The 18238-nt window shown below is 71.9% G+C and carries 21 protein-coding genes; 4 read left to right on the top strand and 17 right to left on the bottom strand.

Translation table 11 applies throughout. From position 1 onward, the window contains the following. The first annotated feature begins 48 nt into the window (after window positions 1-48). Entirely contained in the window at window positions 49-606 is a 558-nt protein-coding gene (locus H9L09_RS12530; RefSeq protein WP_187577271.1) for a hypothetical protein, read from the top strand. An 87-nt stretch (window positions 607-693) separates the two neighbouring features. On the opposite strand, the gene H9L09_RS12525 is transcribed toward H9L09_RS12530, so the two are convergent. From H9L09_RS12525 to truA, 7 genes are all read right to left on the bottom strand, one after another. After that, window positions 694-915 carry a hypervirulence associated TUDOR domain-containing protein gene (locus H9L09_RS12525; RefSeq protein ID WP_187577270.1) on the bottom strand — a complete coding sequence of 74 codons (222 nt, stop codon included), beginning with the start codon at window positions 913-915 and terminating at the stop codon, window positions 694-696. A gap of 69 nt (window positions 916-984) precedes the next feature. After that, entirely contained in the window at window positions 985-3669 is a 2685-nt protein-coding gene (gene ppdK / locus H9L09_RS12520) for a pyruvate, phosphate dikinase (protein WP_187577269.1), read from the bottom strand. A 96-nt stretch (window positions 3670-3765) separates the two neighbouring features. Beyond that, window positions 3766-4803: an L-glyceraldehyde 3-phosphate reductase gene (gene mgrA, locus H9L09_RS12515; protein WP_187577268.1), complete on the bottom strand. Its 1038-nt coding sequence runs from the start codon at window positions 4801-4803 to the stop codon at window positions 3766-3768. A gap of 47 nt (window positions 4804-4850) precedes the next feature. After that, entirely contained in the window at window positions 4851-6122 is a 1272-nt protein-coding gene (gene thrS, locus H9L09_RS12510; RefSeq protein ID WP_187577267.1) for a threonine--tRNA ligase, read from the bottom strand. A 188-nt stretch (window positions 6123-6310) separates the two neighbouring features. Then, window positions 6311-6868, bottom strand: coding sequence for a DUF1990 domain-containing protein (locus H9L09_RS12505; protein WP_187577266.1), 558 nt, complete (start codon window positions 6866-6868; stop codon window positions 6311-6313). Window positions 6869-6905: 37 nt separating this feature from the next. Continuing rightward, window positions 6906-7505, bottom strand: a complete 600-nt coding sequence (locus H9L09_RS12500) for a class I SAM-dependent methyltransferase (RefSeq protein ID WP_187577265.1) — start codon at window positions 7503-7505, stop codon at window positions 6906-6908. Continuing rightward, window positions 7498-8358, bottom strand: coding sequence for a tRNA pseudouridine(38-40) synthase TruA (gene truA / locus H9L09_RS12495; protein ID WP_187577264.1), 861 nt, complete (start codon window positions 8356-8358; stop codon window positions 7498-7500). The genes H9L09_RS12500 and truA overlap by 8 nt, the downstream gene beginning before the upstream one ends. 24 nt (window positions 8359-8382) lie before the next feature. Here truA and H9L09_RS12490 point away from each other — a divergent pair, with 24 nt between their 5' ends. The 3 genes from H9L09_RS12490 to H9L09_RS12480 all read left to right on the top strand — a co-directional run bounded on the left by H9L09_RS12490 (window position 8383) and on the right by H9L09_RS12480 (window position 11337). Further along, complete coding sequence (locus H9L09_RS12490) at window positions 8383-10086, top strand: NAD(P)/FAD-dependent oxidoreductase (RefSeq protein WP_187577263.1); 1704 nt, start codon at window positions 8383-8385, stop codon at window positions 10084-10086. A gap of 9 nt (window positions 10087-10095) precedes the next feature. Continuing rightward, entirely contained in the window at window positions 10096-10467 is a 372-nt protein-coding gene (locus tag H9L09_RS12485; RefSeq protein WP_187577262.1) for a GntR family transcriptional regulator, read from the top strand. Window positions 10468-10566: 99 nt separating this feature from the next. Next, window positions 10567-11337 (top strand): DUF2786 domain-containing protein, encoded by a 771-nt coding sequence (locus H9L09_RS12480; protein ID WP_187577261.1) that lies wholly within the window; start codon window positions 10567-10569, stop codon window positions 11335-11337. Window positions 11338-11437: 100 nt separating this feature from the next. Here the strand turns inward: H9L09_RS12480 and rplQ are convergent, their stop codons facing one another. The 10 genes from rplQ to H9L09_RS12430 all read right to left on the bottom strand — a co-directional run bounded on the left by rplQ (window position 11438) and on the right by H9L09_RS12430 (window position 18238). Further along, on the bottom strand, window positions 11438-12088 hold the full coding sequence (gene rplQ / locus H9L09_RS12475) for a 50S ribosomal protein L17 (RefSeq protein ID WP_187577260.1): 651 nt from the start codon (window positions 12086-12088) through the stop codon (window positions 11438-11440). 81 nt (window positions 12089-12169) lie between these two features. Next, a complete protein-coding gene (locus tag H9L09_RS12470; protein ID WP_187577259.1) occupies window positions 12170-13183 on the bottom strand; it encodes a DNA-directed RNA polymerase subunit alpha in 1014 nt (337 codons plus the stop codon). A 177-nt stretch (window positions 13184-13360) separates the two neighbouring features. Then, window positions 13361-13969 carry a 30S ribosomal protein S4 gene (rpsD, locus tag H9L09_RS12465; RefSeq protein ID WP_187577258.1) on the bottom strand — a complete coding sequence of 203 codons (609 nt, stop codon included), beginning with the start codon at window positions 13967-13969 and terminating at the stop codon, window positions 13361-13363. Between the two features lie 38 nt (window positions 13970-14007). After that, window positions 14008-14415, bottom strand: a complete 408-nt coding sequence (gene rpsK, locus H9L09_RS12460) for a 30S ribosomal protein S11 (RefSeq protein ID WP_129985013.1) — start codon at window positions 14413-14415, stop codon at window positions 14008-14010. 80 nt (window positions 14416-14495) lie between these two features. Then, a complete protein-coding gene (gene rpsM, locus H9L09_RS12455; RefSeq protein WP_187577257.1) occupies window positions 14496-14870 on the bottom strand; it encodes a 30S ribosomal protein S13 in 375 nt (124 codons plus the stop codon). 186 nt (window positions 14871-15056) lie between these two features. Next, window positions 15057-15170 carry a 50S ribosomal protein L36 gene (gene rpmJ, locus H9L09_RS12450; protein WP_004008316.1) on the bottom strand — a complete coding sequence of 38 codons (114 nt, stop codon included), beginning with the start codon at window positions 15168-15170 and terminating at the stop codon, window positions 15057-15059. A 96-nt stretch (window positions 15171-15266) separates the two neighbouring features. Further along, a complete protein-coding gene (infA, locus tag H9L09_RS12445; RefSeq protein WP_011757309.1) occupies window positions 15267-15488 on the bottom strand; it encodes a translation initiation factor IF-1 in 222 nt (73 codons plus the stop codon). Window positions 15489-15728: 240 nt separating this feature from the next. Continuing rightward, window positions 15729-16787 carry an LLM class flavin-dependent oxidoreductase gene (locus H9L09_RS12440; protein WP_246455987.1) on the bottom strand — a complete coding sequence of 353 codons (1059 nt, stop codon included), beginning with the start codon at window positions 16785-16787 and terminating at the stop codon, window positions 15729-15731. Between the two features lie 29 nt (window positions 16788-16816). Next, a complete protein-coding gene (gene map / locus H9L09_RS12435) occupies window positions 16817-17647 on the bottom strand; it encodes a type I methionyl aminopeptidase (protein ID WP_187577256.1) in 831 nt (276 codons plus the stop codon). Window positions 17648-17656: 9 nt separating this feature from the next. Beyond that, window positions 17657-18238 (bottom strand): adenylate kinase, encoded by a 582-nt coding sequence (locus H9L09_RS12430; protein WP_187577255.1) that lies wholly within the window; start codon window positions 18236-18238, stop codon window positions 17657-17659.

Here is an 18238-nt window from a genome sequence, read left to right as displayed (position 1 = left end):
CGGCCCTGTCCGAGAAGTCCCAGACTTCCGTGCCAGGAGGTGTCCGCCATGCTCGCCAACGTGTCGCGCACGGCAGCCGTGACGTTCCTGCTCGTCTTCGCGGTGCTCGGTCTTGCGTTCTTCCTCGGCGAGACCGCGGCCGAGCCGGGCGACATCCCGGCGCCGATCGTGGCAGCACTGGTCCTCGTGCCGACGCTCGGGCTCTCCCTGGCGGTGCTGTGGCGACTGTCGTGGGCGGAGCCGGCGCTGACTTTCGCAGCCGTGGCCGTGGCGCTGTTCGCGCTGGCCGACGGCCTCTTCGACCTCGTCCCGCGCGACACCGGGCCGGTGCATGCCGCCACAGCGCTGACGCTGGTCGCGCCGCTGGCCCTGCTCGGCCGGCGGGACCCGCGCACCGCCGGTCAGCTGCTGGTGCTGGTCGGCCTGGCGCCGGTGGTCGCGCTGACTGCTCGCTCGCTCACCGGCGGCGCCGGAGCGGGCGGTTCCCTGGGCGGCTCCTCGGGTGCGGTGGCGCTGCCGATGGTCCTCGGCGGCCTGGTCCTGCTCCTCAGCGCCCAGGGCAGCGGCGGTCGGCGTACGTCGGTGCGCCGCCCGCACACCGGCTGAGCAGCACGAGCCGACGCCCCGCCGCTCGCACCGGTGAGCCGGGCCGAGCCGGTCGTGGCCCGGCCTTGCCGACCGCGTCGGCCGCGGTCACGAGCGGCGCGACTTCTTCAGCGCCGTCGGCCTGTGCACGGCCTCACCGCCGCTCTTGTCGCTCTTGACGAGGTACTGGGGCTCGTCCTTGGATGCCCGCACCTGGCGACCGGCCGCCTCGGTGTCCTCGGTGATCTTCTTCTCGACGACGCCCTCGGCGGTGCTGCCGTGGCTCTGCCAGGTGACCTCGTCACCCTTCTTGAACTGTTTCTCGGCCATGCGACCCACTACCCCGACGGGCGGGCCGGGACACCTCCCGGCGCGCCCGTCGGGCGGACCGACGGTGCCTCAGGCGGTGTCGGAGATCGCGTCGGCGGCCGAGCGTCCCGCCTCCAGCCGGGCCACCGGCACCCGGAAGGGGGAGCAGGAGACGTAGTCCAGGCCCACCTCGTCGAAGAAGTGGATCGAGTCCGGGTCGCCGCCGTGCTCGCCGCAGACGCCGAGGTGCAGGTCGGGGCGGGCCGCGCGGCCCTTCTCGACGGCCAGCCGCACCAGCGCCCCGACGCCCTCGCGGTCCAGCGACTCGAACGGCGAGACCCCGAAGATGCCCTTGTCCAGGTAGGTGCCGAAGAACGACGCCTCGACGTCGTCGCGCGAGAAGCCCCACGTCATCTGGGTGAGGTCGTTGGTGCCGAAGGAGAAGAACTCCGCCTGCTCGGCGATCTCGGTGGCCGCCATCACCGCCCGGGGCAGCTCGATCATCGTGCCGACCTTGAACTTCAGCTTCACGCCGGTCTCGTCCTCGACGTCTCCGGCGACCCGGATGATGTCGGCCTTGACCAGCTCCAGCTCCTGCACGGTCGCCACCAGCGGGATCATGATCTCCGGTTGGGGATCCATGCCCTGCTTGATCAGCGCGGAGGCGGCCTCGAGGATCGCGCGTGCCTGCATGGAGAACAGGCCGGGGATCACGATGCCGAGCCGCACGCCGCGCAGGCCGAGCATCGGGTTCTGCTCGTGCAGCTTCTTCACCGCGTCGAGGAGCTTGTGGTGCTTGCTGTCGCGGTTGCCGCGCTCGTCCTCCAGCGCGACCGACACCGACAGCTCGGTGTAGTCGGGAAGGAACTCGTGCAACGGCGGATCGATCAGCCGGATCGTGACCGGCAGGCCGTCCATCGCCTTCAGGATGCCGACGAAGTCGTCGCGCTGCATCGGCAGCAGCGCGGACAGCGCCGCCTCCTGCTCATCGGTGCTGCCCGCCACGATCAGGTCCTCCACCAGCGCCTTCCGGTCACCGAGGAACATGTGCTCGGTGCGGCACAGCCCGATGCCCTCGGCACCGAAGCGCCGGGCCCGGGCGGCGTCCTCCGGGGTGTCGGCGTTGGCGCGTACGCCGAGCCGTCGCCGATGGTCGGCGTGCTTCATCAGCCGCTCCACCGCCAGCACGAGGTGGTCGTCCTCGGCCCGCTCGTCGCCCTCGAAGTGCCGCACCACCAGGGAGTCCCTCACCGGGACCCGGCCGGCGAAGACCTCGCCGGTGGTGCCGTCGATCGAGATCATGTCGCCCTCGGAGATCACCGTCGCGTCGGCGGCGGTCATCTTGGTGCCCTTGACGTCGACGTCGAGGGAGTCGGCTCCGCAGACGCAGGTGCGGCCCATGCCGCGGGCGACCACCGCGGCGTGCGAGGTCTTGCCGCCGCGGCTGGTGAGGATGCCCTTCGCGGCGACCATGCCGCGGAGGTCGTCGGGGTTGGTCTCCCGGCGGACCAGGATGACGTCCTCGCCTCGTTCGGCCCACTCCACCGCGGTGCTCGAGTCGAAGACGGCCTTGCCGACCGCCGCACCCGGGGAGGCGTTCATGCCCTTGGCGATGAGGACCCGCTCGCTGCCGGCGTCGAACCGCGGGAACATCAGCTGGGCGAGCTGGGCGCCGGTCACCCGGCTTACCGCCTCGTCCTCGTCGATGAGCCCCTGGTCCACGAGCTGGCAGGCGATCCGGAAGGCCGCCTCGGCGGTGCGCTTGCCGACCCTGGTCTGCAGCATCCAGAGCTTGCCGTGCTCGATGGTGAACTCGATGTCGCACAGGTCGCGGTAGTGCCCCTCCAGCGTGGCCATGATGCCGAGCAGCTCGTCGTAGGAGGCCTTGTCGATGCCCTCGAGGTCGGCGAGCGGGACGGTGTTGCGGATGCCCGCGACGACGTCCTCCCCCTGCGCGTTCTGGAGGTAGTCGCCGTAGACGCCCTGTGCGCCCGAAGCCGGGTCGCGGGTGAAGGCCACGCCGGTGCCGGAGTCCTGGCCGCCGTTGCCGAAGACCATCGAGCAGACGTTGACCGCGGTGCCGAGGTCGCCGGGGATCCGCTCCTGGCGGCGGTAGAGCACCGCGCGCTCGGTGTTCCAGGACTCGAAGACGGCGAGCACCGCCATGTCGAGCTGCTCGCGCGGCTCCTGCGGGAAGTCCCGGCCGGTGTGGTCGTGGATCAGCTGCTTGTACGTCGCCACCAGCTCGCGCAGGTCCTCGACGCCGAGGTCCAGGTCGTTCTTGGCGCCTCGGTCGGCCTTGAGCCCGTCCAGGGCCTCGTGGAACACCGACGCCTCCAGGCCCAGCACCGTGGAGCCGAACATCTGCAGCAGCCGCCGGTAGGAGTCGAAGGCGAACCGCTCGTCACCGCCGGCGACGGCGGCGAGCCCCTGCACGCTGCGGTCGTTGAGACCGACGTTCAGGACGGTCTCCATCATCCCGGGCATCGAGAACTTTGCTCCGGAGCGGACCGAGACCAGCAGCGGGTCCTCGGGATCCCCGAGCCGCTTGCCCATCTTCTGCTCCAGGGCGGCGAGGTGCGCGCTGACCTCCTCGGCCAGCCCGTCGGGCTCCTTCCCCTGCTCCAGGAAGGCCCGGCAGGCCTCCGTGGTGATGGTAAAGCCTGGTGGCACCGGAAGTCCCAGGACGGTCATCTCCGCGAGGTTGGCGCCTTTGCCCCCCAGGAGATCCTTCTGGTCCTTGCTTCCCTGCTCGAAGTCGTAGACGAAGGTCATGGGGGCATCATGCCCCGCGGAATGGTCCTGGGACAGGGCCCACCTGCCCCCGCGAGTCGGGCAGGATGGCCCCTGGCATCAACCAGCGCGACCTGTTCAGTCCTGCTCGCCCCGCGGCCGCCACAGGTTGATCCCGGCCTCCACGGCGTCGGCGTCGATGGCGGCCAGCTCCTCCTCGGTCAGCGGCGGCCCGTCGAGCGCGTCGAGGTTGGTGTCGAGCTGCTCGACCGACGACGCGCCGATCACCGCGGAGGTGACCCGCCGGTCGCGCAGCGCCCACTGCAGCGCGAGCTGTGCGAGCTTCTGGCCTCGTCCGCGGGCGATCTCGTCGAGGCGCCGTACGTGCTTCAACGTCGCCTCGTCGAGATGACTGCCCGGCAGCGTGGACCCCTTCCGGGCGGCCCGGGAGTCCTCCGGGACCCCGGCGAGGTAGCGGTCGGTCAGCAGCCCCTGCGCGAGCGCGCTGAAGACGATCACGCCCATGCCCTGCTCCTCCACCTCGTCGAGCAGGTCCTGCTCGATCCAGCGGTTCAACATGCTGTACGACGGCTGGTGGATCAGCAGCGGCGTGCCGAGGTCGCGGGCGATCGAGGCGGCCTCCCGGGTCTGCGCGGCGTCGTAGGAGGAGATCCCGACGTAGAGCGCCCGGCCGGTGCGGACCGCGTGGTCCAGGGCCGTCATCGTCTCCTCGAGCGGCGTCTCGGGGTCGAACCGGTGGCTGTAGAAGATGTCGACGTAGTCGAGGTCCATCCGGTCCAAGGACTGGTCGAGGCTGGCGAGGACGTACTTGCGGGACCCGCCACCCTGCCCGTAGGGGCCCGGCCACATGTCGTAGCCGGCCTTGGTGCTGATCACCAGCTCGTCGCGGTAGGGCGCCAGGTCGTCGGCGAGGTAGCGGCCGAAGTTGGACTCGGCCCGGCCGTAGGGCGGGCCGTAGTTGTTGGCCAGGTCGAAGTGGGTCACCCCGCGGTCGAAGGCACGGCGGATGATCGCCCGCTGGGTCTCCTCGGGGCGGTCGTCGCCGAAGTTCTGCCACAGGCCCAGCGAGATCGCGGGCAGCTTCAGCCCGCTCCGACCGGTGTGGCGGTAGTCCATCGAGCCGTAGCGGTCAGGGGCGGCCTCGTAGGAGCTCATGGACCCCATCCTGCCTCGGCCGCCGCCCGGCGAAACAGCGCGCCGCCTCAGCCACCGGCGGCCCAGTCGACCAAGGCGGCACGCGCGGCGTACGCCCGGGGCAACAGGTCGAGCAGCCGGTCCCGGGCCACCGGACCCGCGAAACCGGCGGCGACGTCGGTGACCTGCACCTGGTCCGCCTCGACCTCGGCGGCCCCCAGGACCGCGATCAGACAGTCGCGGCGCCGGCGGCTGGCGCGGATGCGGGCCCCCAGCGACCCCTCGGCCTCGATGCGGACCCGGAGCCCGGCCGCGAGCAGGTCGTCGGCCAGGCTCCGCACGGCCGGGTCCTGGGCAGGACCGACCGGGAGCAGGCAGACCTGCACCGGCGCCAGCCACAGCGGCAGCCGCCCCTGGTAGCGCTCGAGCAGCGCGGCGACGACCCTCTCCATCGCGCCGACGGTGCCGCGATGGATCATCACGACGCGTTGCCGGCTGCCGTCGGCGGCGTCGTAGGTGAGGTCGAAGCGCTCCGGCTGGTTGAAGTCCAGCTGGACGGTGGCGATGGTCTCCTCGTGGCCACGTCCGTCGCGGACCTGCAGGTCGAGCTTGGGCCCGTAGAACGCCGCCTCTCCCTCCGCCTCGACCAGACTGAGTCCCCGCTCCGCCAACCCTGCTTCGGCGGCCGCGCTGCGCAGGGCATCCTCGGCCTGCTGCCACTGCTCGACGGACCCCAGGTACGCCTCGCTCCCGTCGCGGCGGGAGAGCCGCACGTGGTCGACGGGCAGGCCGAGCACCTCCTGGGCCCGCAGCGCCGAACGGAGCGCGCGGGCCACCTCGGCCGCGGTCTGGTCGGGACGGCAGAAGACGTGGGTGTCGTCGAGGTTGATCTGCCGCACGCGGCTCAGTCCCGAGAGCACGCCCGAGCGCTCGGCCCGGAACATCGGCGCCAGCTCGTTGAGACGCACCGGCAGCTCGCGGTAGGAGTGCCGGTCGGCGGCGTAGACCAGTGCGTGGTGCGGGCAGTTCGCGGGGCGCAGCACCAGGTCCTCCGACCCGATCCGCATCGGCGGGAACATGTCGTCGCTGAACTTCGCCCAGTGACCGGACTGCTCGTAGAGCGCCCGCTTGGCCAGCACCGGTGTGTACACCCGCTGACAGCCGTCGCGGCGGGCGAGGTCTCCTGCCAACAGCTCGACCTCGTGCCGGATCACGGCCCCGGCGGGCAGCCAGAGCGGCAGCCCCGGACCGATGCCCGGGTCGGTGGCGAAGACAGCCAGGTCGTGGTTGAGCTCGCGGTGGTCCAGCGGCTCGGGCCGGCTGGCGGTGCGGTCGTTCATGGGGGCTCCTTCGGCGGGGGGTGCCTCGAAGCGGTGCCAGGGGACGACGAAGCCCCGGAGACACGCTCCGGGGCTTGTGGGTGCTTTCAGTGCTGCACGTCAGCGCCGGAGAGGATCCGGCGTGGTCGTCCGCTGCAGCAGGTACATGCCCGGAATGCTAGCCGGGCCGGGACCCGCTCGCCTGCGGATTATCGACGGTCCCGGTCCGGTCGCTCCTGGAGGGCGCTGAGGTAGCGCTGCGTGATGAGCCGCTGGGCGGCCCGGCCGGCGGGACCGGCGGCACGGGTGAGGAGGGTGGCGGCCCGCGAGAACGCCGTGATCTCGAGGCGGACGGCGCCGGAGTCGTCGAGGGTCACGACGAACGCCTCCTCGCCGCTCTCGGGATGCCCGGGCAACGTGCCGTAGGCGAAGCCCCGGCGACGCGGCTCGTCGACGACGTACACGACCCGGACCGGAGCCTTCACCGCCAGCACCGCGGGGCCCACGCGCAGCACCGCGACCGAGTCCTGCTGCACGCTCCCGCTCGAGGGCCGGACCCGCACCCCCGCCCTCCGGTGCATCCCCCAGTGCAGGAGGGTGCGCGCCGCGTCCTCGAAACGAGCCGGCCCGCTGCCCAGATCCGCCCGGCGCCGGAGGTGCCGGTAGCCCTCGGGCAGCTCCGTCCGGGTCTGCCCCACCTCGGCGTACGTCGGCTCCGCCGCCCGCAGAGCATCCGCCTCCACCACCGGCAGCAGCCCGTCGTCCATGGAGCCCATCATCCACCGCCGGCGAGCAGTGGCCGGGTCAGGCGCGACGGACCTCCAGCACCCGGAACCCCTTGGCGCTGGCCAGCCGGGTCGTCGGCCAGCCCTGCTCGCCGAGCCAGCGCTGGAGCGAGTCGGCGCCCAGGTTCTTGCCGACGACGAGCACGGCCCGGCCACCCGGAGCGAGCCGCGGCAGCCAGCGGAGCAGCAGCTCGTGCAGGGCCTCCTTGCCGATCCGGATCGGCGGGTTGGACCAGATCTCGTCGACCTCGAGGTCGTCCGGGATCGCGTCGGGGGTGCCCGCGGTGAACCGGTCCGCGACCCCCAGGGCGGCGGCGTTCTCGTTGGCGAGCAGCACCGCCCGCTCGTTGACGTCCACGGCCCAGACCCGGGCGGCCGGGCGCGCCGTCGCCAGGGCGATCCCGATGACGCCGTACCCGCAGCCGAGGTCGAGGTAGGTCGAGCCGGTCCGCGGCGGTTCGGACTCCCGGAACAGCACGGCCGTGCCCACGTCGAGCCTGCCCTGGGCGAACACGCCGGAGCCGGAGACCAGGTCCAGGTCGTGGCCCCAGACCTCCGCCCGCACCGGCGCCCGCCGGAACGGCACCGACGGGTCCGCGGAGAAGTAGTGCTCATCCACCGGCCGGACCCCCTTCGGTGGGCAGCACCCGCAGGACCCGGGCGGCCCGGGCCTGGGTGGCCAGGTCGGCGTCGTCGGGGTAGGCGACCTCCTCGAGCGTCAGCCCGTGCGCGTGCATCACGGTGACCCCGGGGTCGCGGACCCGCCCGCGCAGCACCCCGGCCGCCCACTGCGGGTCGCGGCGCCCCTCCCCGACCGAGAGCATGCAGCCGACCAGCGCCCGCACCATGCTGTGGCAGAAGGCGTCGGCCCGCACCGTGGCGACCGCTCGGCCCGCGTCGTCGCGGGCCCACCGGCACTCCAGCAACGTGCGGATCGTGGTGGCCCCGTCGCGCTTCCGGCAGAACGCCGCGAAGTCGTGCTCGCCGACCAGCAGGTCCGCGGCGGCGTTCATCGCCTCCAGGTCGAGCCGCCGGGGCCAGGCGAGCACCGCGGCACGGACCAGCGGGTCCACCAGTCCGGGCTCGTCGGCGACCCGGTAGGCGTAGCGCCGCCACAGCGCGGAGAAGCGGGCGTCGAACCCGGGGGGCGCCACCAGCACGCGGTGCACCCGGACGTCCTCGCCCAGCACGCCGTTGAGCCGTCGGACCAGGGCGTCCTCCGGCGCCGTACCCCGGCCGGCAACGGACTGCAGCGCGTCGTCCATCAGGTCGAGGTGCACCACCTGGCCGCGAGCGTGCACCCCGGTGTCGGTGCGACCCGCGCAGGTCACAGACGCCTTCTCGATCCGGAGCACCTGCGCCAGGGCCGCCTCCAGGGTGCCCTGGACGGTGCGCAGCGACGGCTGTGCGGCCCAGCCGTGGAAGTCGGTGCCGTCGTAGGCGAGATCGATTCGCAGCCGCACGCCGCTCATCCAACCACCACCTACGATCGGCTCGTGAGCACCCCGCGAGAGCTGCCGGTGATCGTCCTGGTCTCCGAGCACCACCTGGACCTGCTCGTCGACGAGTTCGGCCGTTACACCCGCGACTACGCGATCCGCGGCGTTCGGTCGGCGGCGGCCGCCGCCGAGGTCCTGGCCGAGGTCCAGGCCGCCGGCGGGCAGGTGCCTCTGGTGGTCGCCGAGTCGGTGCTCCCTGACGCGCACGTGCTGGCGGCGTTCCACTCCTGGCGGGCCGTCATGCCGACGGCCCGGCGGCTGGTGGTGGCGCACTCGTCCCGGTTCCGCGACGACGGCCAGCTGCTGCGGGACGGCCTCGCCAAGGGGAAGTACGACGCCTTCCTGCTGATGCCACGCGGCCAGCGGGACGAGGAGTTCCACAACGCCGTCACCGAGCTGCTGTCGGACTGGGGCTCCACGGCCGCCGATCCCGAGGTGGACACCGTCCGGATCGTCACGCCGGTCGACGACACGCTCAGCTTGGCGATCCGCGACTTCGCCGACCGGATGGGCATGCCCGCCCGCACCTACTCCCCCGACAGCGAGACCGGCCGGGCCGTGCTCGCCCGCGTGCAACGGGCCGAGGCCGACCTCGGCTTCCCGGTGGTCGAGGCCATGGATCGTGCACCGGTCGTCGCCCGGTCGGTGCGCGACGTGGCGATCTCGATCTACGGCGCCCCCAGCGACATCGACGTCGACTCCGTGATCGACCTCGTCGTCGTCGGCGCCGGGCCGGCCGGGCTGGCGGCCGCCGTGTACGGCGCCTCGGAGGGCCTGAGCACCGTCGTGCTCGAGGCGGAGGCGATCGGTGGACAGGCGGGCACCAGCTCGATGATCCGCAACTACCTCGGCTTCCCGCGCGGCGTCTCCGGGATGCGGTTGGCCCAGCGGGCGCGCTCGCAGGCGATCCGGTTCGGGACCCGGTTCCTGACCGGATGGCCGGTCACCGAGCTGGTCGTGGGCTCCGGCGGCGTGCCGCACGTGGTGCGCACCGACGGCGGCGACGTGGCGGCCCGGTCGGTCGTGATCGCCTCGGGGGTCTCCTACCGCAAGCTCCGGGTGGAGCCGCTCGAGGCCCTGGTGGGCCGCGGCGTCTTCTACGGCGCCGCGATGACCGCCGCCCGGGAGCTCGAGGACCAGGACGTGTACGTCGTCGGGGGCGGCAACTCCGCCGGGCAGGCGGCCGTCCACCTCTCCCGGTTCGCCAGGTCGGTGACCGTGCTGGTCCGCCGTGACGGCCTGGCGAGCACCATGTCGCGCTACCTCATCGACGAGATCCACTACAACCCGCGGATCGCGGTCCGCCCGTGCACCGAGGTCGTCGACGGCGGCGGCGACGGCCGCCTCGAGTGGCTCACCCTGCGCGACACGGCCTCCGGGGCCAGCACCCGGCACGAGGCCGCCGGACTGTTCCTGCTGCTCGGCGCCGACCCGCACTGCGACTGGCTGCCGACGGAGGTGGCCCGGGACAGCCGGGGCTTCGTGCTCACCGGTCGCGACGTCCCGAAGCACTCCTGGCGTGACGGCCTGCCGCCCGGCAACCTCGAGACCACCGCGCCCGGGATCTTCGCGGCCGGTGACATCCGGGCGGGCTCGCTGAAGCGGGTGGCCGCGGCCACCGGCGAGGGCGCCTCGGTCGTGCCTCTCGTGCACGCCTGGCTCCAGCCCGGGGGCATGACCCCCTGCTCGCCCACGCCCTAGGGTCGCGGCATGGACCTCGACGAGATCGACCCGCACGGCCCGGTGCCGCCGTACGAGCAGCTGCGCGCCCAGATCGCCGCGCGGGCCCACGACTCCCGGCTGCCCGCCGGCACGAAGCTGCCGACCGTGCGGGGGCTGGCCGAGGAGCTCGGCCTGGCGGCGAACACGGTGGCCAAGGCCTACCGCCGGCTCGAGGCGGACGGGGTGATCGAGACCCACGGCCGGCGCGGCACCTTCGTCGCCTCGTCCACCGGCGGCCCGGCCGCCGGCGAGCTCACCGGAGCAGCCGACGGCTTCGCCCGGGTCGCCCGTCGGCACGGGCTCACGCTTCCCGAGGCGCAGCGCCTCCTCGAGCGCTCCTGGTCCGAGCCGCCGCGCTGACCTCCTCGCCGGCTGTCCACAGCCTCGCGTCCCCGCACCGGATCCGTCCGCGGCACCTGCCACGCTCCTGCTACACCCCCACCGACCCCGGAGGAGCCCGTGAACCCGCACCCCCCGGCCGGCCGCCCGAACCCGGGCCTCGCCGACCCGATCCTCGACAAGGTCCGCAAGCTGCTGACCAAGGCGGAGGATCCGGCGGCCACCCCGCACGAGGCGGAGGTCTACACCGCCAAGGCCACCCAGCTCATCGCCGACTACGGGATCGACCAGGCCCTGCTCGCCCGTTCTGACCCCACCGCGGACCCGGTCGGCGACCTCGTCGTCACGGTCGGGGCTCCCTACGCCGCGGACAAGATCGATCTCCTCGGCGCGGTCGCGGGCCGGCTGCGCTGCGCCGCGGTGCGCACCAGGCGGCGCGGCGTGGACGGAGACGTCCACGCGGTGCACCTGTTCGGCCATGCCTCCGACCTGCGCCGGGTGGAGCTGCTCTACACCAGCCTGCTGCTGCAGGCGACCAGCCAGCTGGCGCGCACCCCGGTCCCGTCGTGGGAGCACAAGGCGGCGTTCCGGCGCTCCTGGCTGGCCGGGTTCCGGATGGCCGTCGTCCGGCGTCTCGCCGAGACCGAGGACCGCGCCGAGCAGCAGGCCGGCGACCGGTTCTCCGCGACCGGCACGTCGGCGGCACTGGTGCTCGCCGACCGGACCGCCGACGCCGAGGCGGCGCTCCGGGCGGCCTACCCCCGGGTCGGCAGCGCCCGCCCGCGCAGCCTCTCCGGCTCGGGCATGCCGCAGGGCTGGGGCGCCGGCCAGCGGGCGGACCTCGCGGGCGCCCGGGTCGGTCCACAGGCCCGACGCAGCCTGGGCCGGTGAGCTCCCGGACATGACGCAAGGCCCGCCCTCCAGAAGCGGAGGGCGGGCCTTGCGGATGGTGCGGGGTGCCGGGGACCGGCGCGGCGGGTGGCCGCTCAGGTCACTCGGACTTCTTGGCCTCGTCGACCGCCTCGTCGGCGGTCTTCTCGGCGGGAGCGTCCTCGGTGGCCGCCTGCTCGGCCGGGTCCTCGGAGCCCGGGGCGGGCTCGAGGGTGGCCTCCTCGGCGGGAGCCTCGGGCTCGGTGCCCTGGGTGGCGGGCGCCTCGGTGACCTCGTCGGCGGTCTCCGCCACCGGGGCCTCCTCGGCCGGGGTCTCCTCGGCCGGGGTCTCCTCGGCGGCCGGAGCCGGTGCCGCCGCGGGCGCCGTCCTGGTCCGGGGAGCCTTCGGCGCGTAGTCCTCGGTCACGAGCTCGATGACCGCCATCGGGGCGTTGTCGCCCTTGCGGGGGCCGAGCTTGGTGATCCGGGTGTAGCCACCCGGACGCTCGGCGTAGCGCGGGCCGATCTCCTCGAAGAGGGCGTGCACGACGCCCTTGTCGCGGATCGTGGCGAGAACCTGGCGACGGTTGTGCAGGTCACCCTTCTTCGCCTTGGTGATCAGCTTCTCGGCGACCGGACGCAGCACGCGCGCCTTGGCCTCGGTGGTCGTGATCCGACCGTGCTCGAACAGCGCGGTGGCCAGGTTGGCCAGGATCAGCCGCTGGTGCGCCGGGCTACCGCCGAGGCGGGCACCCTTCTTGGGGGTAGGCATCGTGGTTTCTCATTTCTTCCGGGCCGTACCAGGTACCCGGATAGAGGGTTTGACAGTGGTCGAGCCGACCGAGGTCGAGGCTCAGTACTGCTCGTCCTCGACGAAGGAGTCATCGTCGTCGTCGTAGGCCGCCAGGGCCGCCTGCGGGTCGAAGCCCGGGGCGGAGTCCTTCAGCGACAGGCCCATCTCGACGAGCTTGGCCTTGACCTCGTCGATCGACTTCGCACCGAAGTTGCGGATGTCGAGCAGATCCTGCTCCGAGCGCGAGATGAGCTCACCCACGGTGTGGATGCCCTCACGCTTCAGGCAGTTGTAGGAGCGGACGGTGAGGTTGAGCTCCTCCACCGGCAGCGCCAGGTCGGCGGCGAGCTGCTCGTCGACGGGCGAGGGACCGATGTCGATGCCCTCGGCCTCGACGTTCAGCTCACGCGCCAGGCCGAACAGCTCGACCAGGGTCTTGCCGGCCGAGGCGATCGCGTCACGGGGGCGGATCGAGGGCTTGGTCTCGACGTCGATCACCAGCTTGTCGAAGTCCGTGCGCTGCTCGACACGGGTGGCCTCGACCTTGTAGGTGACCTTGAGGACCGGGCTGTAGATCGAGTCGACCGGCATCCGGCCGATCTCGTTGTCGCCGCCCTTGTTCTGGACCGCGGAGACGTAGCCGCGGCCGCGCTCGACGACCAGCTCCATCTCGAGCTTGCCCTTGTCGTTGAGGGTGGCGAGCTTGAGGTCGGTGTTGTGCACCTCGACACCGGCCGGCGGCGCGATGTCGGCGGCGGTGACGTCACCGGGACCCTGCTTGCGCAGGTACATCGTCACCGGCTCGTCGTGCTCGGAGGAGACCACGAGGTCCTTGAGGTTCAGGATGACCTCGGTGACGTCCTCCTTCACGCCGTCGATGGTGGAGAACTCGTGCAGCACGCCGTCGACCTTGATGCTGGTGACCGAGGCCCCCGGGATCGAGGAGAGCAGCGTACGGCGCAGCGAGTTGCCGAGGGTGTAGCCGAAACCGGGCTCGAGAGGCTCGATCACGAACCGCGAACGGAAGTCGTCGACGACCTCTTCCGACAGGGTCGGGCGCTGGGCGATAAGCACTTCGTTATTCCTTTCCGAGCCCACCCGCTATATGACGGACTCGAACTGCAGGGACGGATGGCGATGGAGCACCGGATCAGCGGTGCGGCCACCAACCGGGGCCCGCGGAGGACGGAGCCGCTGTGGGAACAACGACCCCGCCGACCGACAGGTTCCCCGGGGGCGGACCCCCGAGGGTCACTTCTTGGAGTAGAACTCCACGATCAGCTGCTCCTGGACCGGCACGTCGATCTGCTGACGGACCGGGGTCTGGTGGATCAGGATGCGCATCCGGTTGGGCAGCGCCTCCATCCAGGCGGGGACGACGCGCTCGCCGTGGGTCTCACGAGCCACGATGAACGGGGTCATCTCGAGCGACTTCTCGCGTACGTCGATCACGTCGTGCTGGGTCACCTGGAAGGAGGGGATGTCCACCTTCTTGCCGTTCACCCGGAAGTGACCGTGCGTGACCAGCTGACGCGCGTGGCGGCGCGTGCGGGCGAACCCGGCACGGTAGACCACGTTGTCGAGGCGGCACTCCAGCAGCTGGAGCAGGTTGTCACCGGTCTTGCCGGGACGACGGCTGGCCTCGGTGTAGTAGTTGTGGAACTGCTTCTCGAGCACCCCGTAGGTGAAACGCGCCTTCTGCTTCTCCTGCAGCTGGGTGCGGTACTCGCTCTCCTTGATCCGCGCGCGGCCGTGCTGGCCGGGCGGGTAGGGGCGACGCTCGTACGCGGCGTCACCGCCGACGAGGTCGACGCCGAGACGGCGCGACTTCTTCGTCATGGGGCCGGTGTAACGGGCCATCTCTCAAGTCTCCTTGTATCGCTTAAGGCAGGGGGCGGTCAGACGCGGCGGCGCTTGGGCGGGCGGCATCCGTTGTGGGGCGTCGGCGTGACGTCCTGGATGGTGCCGACCTCGAGGCCGATCGCACCCAACGAACGGATCGCCGTCTCGCGGCCCGAACCCGGACCCTTGACGAAGACGTCGATCTTCTTCATGCCGTGCTCCATCGCCCGGCGTCCGGCAGCCTCGGCGGCCATCTGCGCAGCGAACGGGGTGGACTTGCGCGAGCCCTTGAAGCCGACGGTGCCGGCAGAGGCCCACGAGATCACCGCACCGGTGGGGTCGGTGATCGTGACGATGGTGTTGTTGAACGTGCTCTTGATGTGGGCTTCGCCCTGAGCGACGTTCTTCTTCTCCTTGCGACGCACCTTCTTGGCGCCGGAAGCCTGTCGGCTCTTGGGAGGCATTCAGTTACTCCTGGGGATGGCTGGGGTGAGCGTGATCTGGAAGTCGGCGATGATCGCGGCGGGGCTGAGGCCGGCCGGGATCACTTCGCCTTCTTCTTGCCGGCGACGGTGCGCTTGGGGCCCTTGCGGGTGCGCGCGTTGGTCTTGGTGCGCTGACCACGGACGGGCAGGCCCTGACGGTGCCTGCGGCCCTGGTAGCTGCCGATCTCGATCTTGCGGCGGATGTCGGCCTGGACCTCTCGACGGAGGTCGCCCTCGATCTTGAAGTTGGCTTCGATCTCGTCGCGGAGCTTGACCAGCTCCTCGTCACCCAGCTGGTGGACCCGCATGTTCGGGTCGACCCCGGTCGAGGCCAGGAGCTGCTGGGAGCGGGTACGGCCGATGCCGTAGATGTAGGTGAGTGCGATCTCCACGCGCTTGTCGCGCGGCAGGTCGACACCAACGAGGCGTGCCATGTGGTGGCGGTGTCCCTTCGACGTTCCGGAGGTGTCGGTCGTGTCGCGCCCCGACGGACCTGCCGTCGGGCCCCGGCCTCCGCCCGGGGGTGACCTCACCGAGCTGCCGGTGAGGAGCGATCACGTTGTGTGGTGTTCAGATGTTGCGACGGCGGGCCGGCGTACCGGCCCTCCGAACGCCGGGGCTCAGCCCTGGCGCTGCTTGTGGCGAGGGTTCTCGCAGATCACCATGACGCGGCCGTGGCGACGGATCACCTTGCACTTGTCACAGATCGGCTTGACGCTCGGGTTGACCTTCATGAAGAAGCTCTTTCTCGTTGACTCGGCTGTCCCGCCTCGGTCGCCACGACGTGACCACCAGGACAGGGGTCCCCGCAGGCGGAGCCCACAGGTGTCTCACTTGTAGCGGTAGACGATCCGCCCACGGGTCAGGTCGTAGGGCGAGAGCTCCACCACCACGCGGTCCTCGGGGAGGATCCGGATGTAGTGCTGACGCATCTTGCCGCTGATGTGAGCGAGGACCTTGTGTCCGTTGCTGAGCTCCACCCGGAACATCGCGTTCGGGAGAGCCTCCACAACGGTGCCCTCGATCTCGATCACGCCTTCTTTCTTCGGCATGTCCTCCGCAATCCGCTTGGTTGGTTGTCTACCGTTTCGACCCGGGAACCGCCCCGGCCGGAGCCGGGTGGACCTCGTGGGACCAGCTCGTGGAACCCCATTCCCGCGCGCGCCACAGAACCGGAGAACCGGAACCGCGTCGCTGGGCGGCAGCCGCAGGGCACCACGAGACAGACCCACGTTGGGCCGACGTCCCAGTCTAGGGGAGAACACGCGCCGAGCGTTAATCCGGGCGGCCGGTCAGCCGTCGACTGCCTCCGCGAGCAGGCGGAGGGTGCGCTCCCGCGCCGGGGAGGAGTCGGCCGCCGTGCCCACGACCGCACCGGCCACCGGGTGCACCATGACCTCGTCCACGCCGTAGCGCTCGGCGAGCACCCGGATCTGCTTGGCCGCCGACTCCGGCTCGCCGACGACCCAGCGGCCGCGCATGCTGTCCAGCATCGCCGCGTGCGCCGGCGGCAGCTGGGCGGCCTCGGCCTCCTCGACGAGCAGCTGCGGCCGCAGCGTCCCGCCGGTGCGCAGCGCCACCATCGCGTGCAGCTGGGGCAGCGCCAGCCGCTCGGCCTCCTCGGCGGTCTCGGCCACCGCCGCGTTCACGGTCAGGAAGGTGCGCGGCCGGTCGAGCTCGGCGGAGGGCTGGAACGAGTCGCGGTAGAGCTCGAGGGCCTCCGCGGTCCCCTGCCCGGCGAAGTGGTGGGCGAACACGTAGGGCAGTCCCATCCGGGCGGCGAGCCGCGCCGAGTAGTCCGAGGAACCCAGCAGCCAGATGGTCGGCACCCCGCTGGCCCGCGGGGTGGCCCGCAGCTCGAAGGTGTCGCCGCGTACGGCGAGGCCGGCGCCTTCCGGCGCCATCAGCGCGCGGACGTCCTCGACGTACTCGGGGAACCGCGCGACCGGGTCCTCCTCGGTCGAGGTGGCACCGTTGCGCAGCACCCACCGGGTGACCGGGTCGGTGCCGGGGGCACGGCCGATGCCGAGGTCGATCCGCCCCGGGTAGGCGGCCTCCAGCAGCGCGAACTGCTCGGCCACCACCAACGGGGCGTGGTTGGGCAGCATCACGCCGCCCGAGCCGACCCGGATCCGTGCGGTGGCCGCCGCGATCATCGCGATCAGCACCGGCGGGTTGGTGGCCGCCACGGCCGGCATGTTGTGGTGCTCGGCGACCCAGTAACGGCGGTAGCCGGCCTCGTCGGCGGCCCGGGCCAGGTCGAGGGACGCCCGGATGCCGTCGCCGGTGGTCTGGTCGGAGCGGACCGGGACGAGGTCGAGCACGGACAGGGTCAGCGGTGAAGGAGTCATCGATCAGTGCAACGCCGCAGCGACCGCTGCTATTTCGAGCCGCCCGCCGGACCGCCGAAGGGGACGCCCAGCTCGGCCAGCTTGGCCTCGCCACCGTCGAGGGCGGTCAGCACCCAGGCGCCGTCCGGGGTGAGCGTGAAGGTGTTCTCCGCGTGGGCCGCCCACGACCCGTCGTCGGTCACGACCGTCCAGTCGTCCTCGAGCACCGTGGTGTCCGGCGAGCCGAGCACCACCATCGGCTCCACGGCCAGCGCGAGACCCCGCACCAGCTTCGGGCCCTTGCCGGGCCGGCCGACGTTGGGCACGTTCGGGGGCTGGTGCATCGCCGAGCCGATGCCGTGCCCGACGTAGTCCTCGAGGATGCCGTAGTCGCCCTGGCTGCGGACGTAGCTCTCCACGGCGTGCGAGATGTCGCCGACCCGGCCACCCAGCGCCGCGGCAGCGATCCCGTGCCACATCGCCTCCTCGGTGACCCGGATCAGCTCGGCCACCTCGGCCGGCACCTCGCCGACGGCCACGGTGAGCGCCGCGTCGCCGTGCCAGCCCTGGACGATGGCGCCGCAGTCGATCGAGACCACGTCGCCGTCCTCGATCACCCGGTCGCCGGGGATGCCGTGCACGACCTGGTCGTTCACCGAGACGCACAGCGTGCCCGGAAAGCCGTGGTAGCCCTTGAAGGACGGCACCGCGCCGCGCGAGCGGATGTGGTCCTCGGCCAGCGCGTCCAGGTCGGCGGTGGTCATGCCGGGCTTGACGGCGTGCCGCACCAGCTCCAGGGTCACCCCCACGACGAGACCGGCCTCACGCATGAGGTCGATCTGCTCGGGGGTCTTCAGCTCGATGCCGCGCTCGCGGAACATCAGGGACGCTCAGCCCGGGGTGACGTCGGGGTCGCCGAGGACCGCGAACACGCGCTCGGTGACCTCGTCGACGGCGCCCATGCCGTCGACCTCCTGGAGCTGGCCGCGGTCGCGGTACACCTCGATGAGCGGCGCGGTCTGCTCGACGTAGACGTCCTGACGGTGCCGGATGACGTCCTCGGTGTCGTCGGTGCGGCCCTCGACCTCGGCCCGGTGGGTCAGCCGCTGCACGATCTCGTCCTGGTCCACGGTCAGCACGACCGCCGCGTCGATCGACTGACCGTGCTCGGCGAGCATCGAGTCGAGCTCCTCCACCTGGGAGAGGGTGCGCGGGTAGCCGTCGAGCAGGAAGCCCTCGAGCGCGTCGGCCTGCGCGATCCGGTCGCGCACCATCGCGTTGGTGACCTCGTCCGGGACGTACTCCCCCGCGTCCATGTAGCGCTTGGCCTCGACGCCCAGCGGCGTCTCCTCGGACACGTTGGCCCGGAAGATGTCGCCGGTCGAGATCGCCGGGATGCCCAGCCGCTGGGCGATGACCTTGGCTTGGGTGCCCTTGCCTGCCCCCGGGGGGCCCATCAGGATCAGTCTCAT

Source organism: Nocardioides mesophilus (genome assembly GCF_014395785.1).
Taxonomy (GTDB): Bacteria; Actinomycetota; Actinomycetes; order Propionibacteriales; family Nocardioidaceae; genus Nocardioides_B; species Nocardioides_B mesophilus.
The sequence above is the reverse complement of the archived record's forward strand: the minus strand, read 5'-3'. Positions and strand labels throughout refer to the sequence as shown.

Bases quoted from the DNA above. Each gene is read 5' to 3' on its own strand.
- H9L09_RS12530 (WP_187577271.1), top strand. From the start codon at position 49: ATGCTCGCCAACGTGTCGCGCACGGCAGCCGTGACGTTCCTGCTCGTC.
- H9L09_RS12525 (WP_187577270.1), bottom strand. From the start codon at position 915: ATGGCCGAGAAACAGTTCAAGAAGGGTGACGAGGTCACCTGGCAGAGC.
- ppdK (WP_187577269.1), bottom strand. From the start codon at position 3,669: ATGACCTTCGTCTACGACTTCGAGCAGGGAAGCAAGGACCAGAAGGAT.
- mgrA (WP_187577268.1), bottom strand. From the start codon at position 4,803: ATGAGCTCCTACGAGGCCGCCCCTGACCGCTACGGCTCGATGGACTAC.
- thrS (WP_187577267.1), bottom strand. From the start codon at position 6,122: ATGAACGACCGCACCGCCAGCCGGCCCGAGCCGCTGGACCACCGCGAG.
- H9L09_RS12505 (WP_187577266.1), bottom strand. From the start codon at position 6,868: ATGGACGACGGGCTGCTGCCGGTGGTGGAGGCGGATGCTCTGCGGGCG.
- truA (WP_187577264.1), bottom strand. From the start codon at position 8,358: ATGAGCGGCGTGCGGCTGCGAATCGATCTCGCCTACGACGGCACCGAC.
- H9L09_RS12485 (WP_187577262.1), top strand. From the start codon at position 10,096: ATGGACCTCGACGAGATCGACCCGCACGGCCCGGTGCCGCCGTACGAG.
- rplQ (WP_187577260.1), bottom strand. From the start codon at position 12,088: ATGCCTACCCCCAAGAAGGGTGCCCGCCTCGGCGGTAGCCCGGCGCAC.
- rpsD (WP_187577258.1), bottom strand. From the start codon at position 13,969: ATGGCCCGTTACACCGGCCCCATGACGAAGAAGTCGCGCCGTCTCGGC.
- rpsK (WP_129985013.1), bottom strand. From the start codon at position 14,415: ATGCCTCCCAAGAGCCGACAGGCTTCCGGCGCCAAGAAGGTGCGTCGC.
- rpsM (WP_187577257.1), bottom strand. From the start codon at position 14,870: ATGGCACGCCTCGTTGGTGTCGACCTGCCGCGCGACAAGCGCGTGGAG.
- rpmJ (WP_004008316.1), bottom strand. From the start codon at position 15,170: ATGAAGGTCAACCCGAGCGTCAAGCCGATCTGTGACAAGTGCAAGGTG.
- infA (WP_011757309.1), bottom strand. From the start codon at position 15,488: ATGCCGAAGAAAGAAGGCGTGATCGAGATCGAGGGCACCGTTGTGGAG.
- H9L09_RS12440 (WP_246455987.1), bottom strand. From the start codon at position 16,787: ATGACTCCTTCACCGCTGACCCTGTCCGTGCTCGACCTCGTCCCGGTC.
- map (WP_187577256.1), bottom strand. From the start codon at position 17,647: ATGTTCCGCGAGCGCGGCATCGAGCTGAAGACCCCCGAGCAGATCGAC.
- H9L09_RS12430 (WP_187577255.1), bottom strand. From the start codon at position 18,238: ATGAGACTGATCCTGATGGGCCCCCCGGGGGCAGGCAAGGGCACCCAA.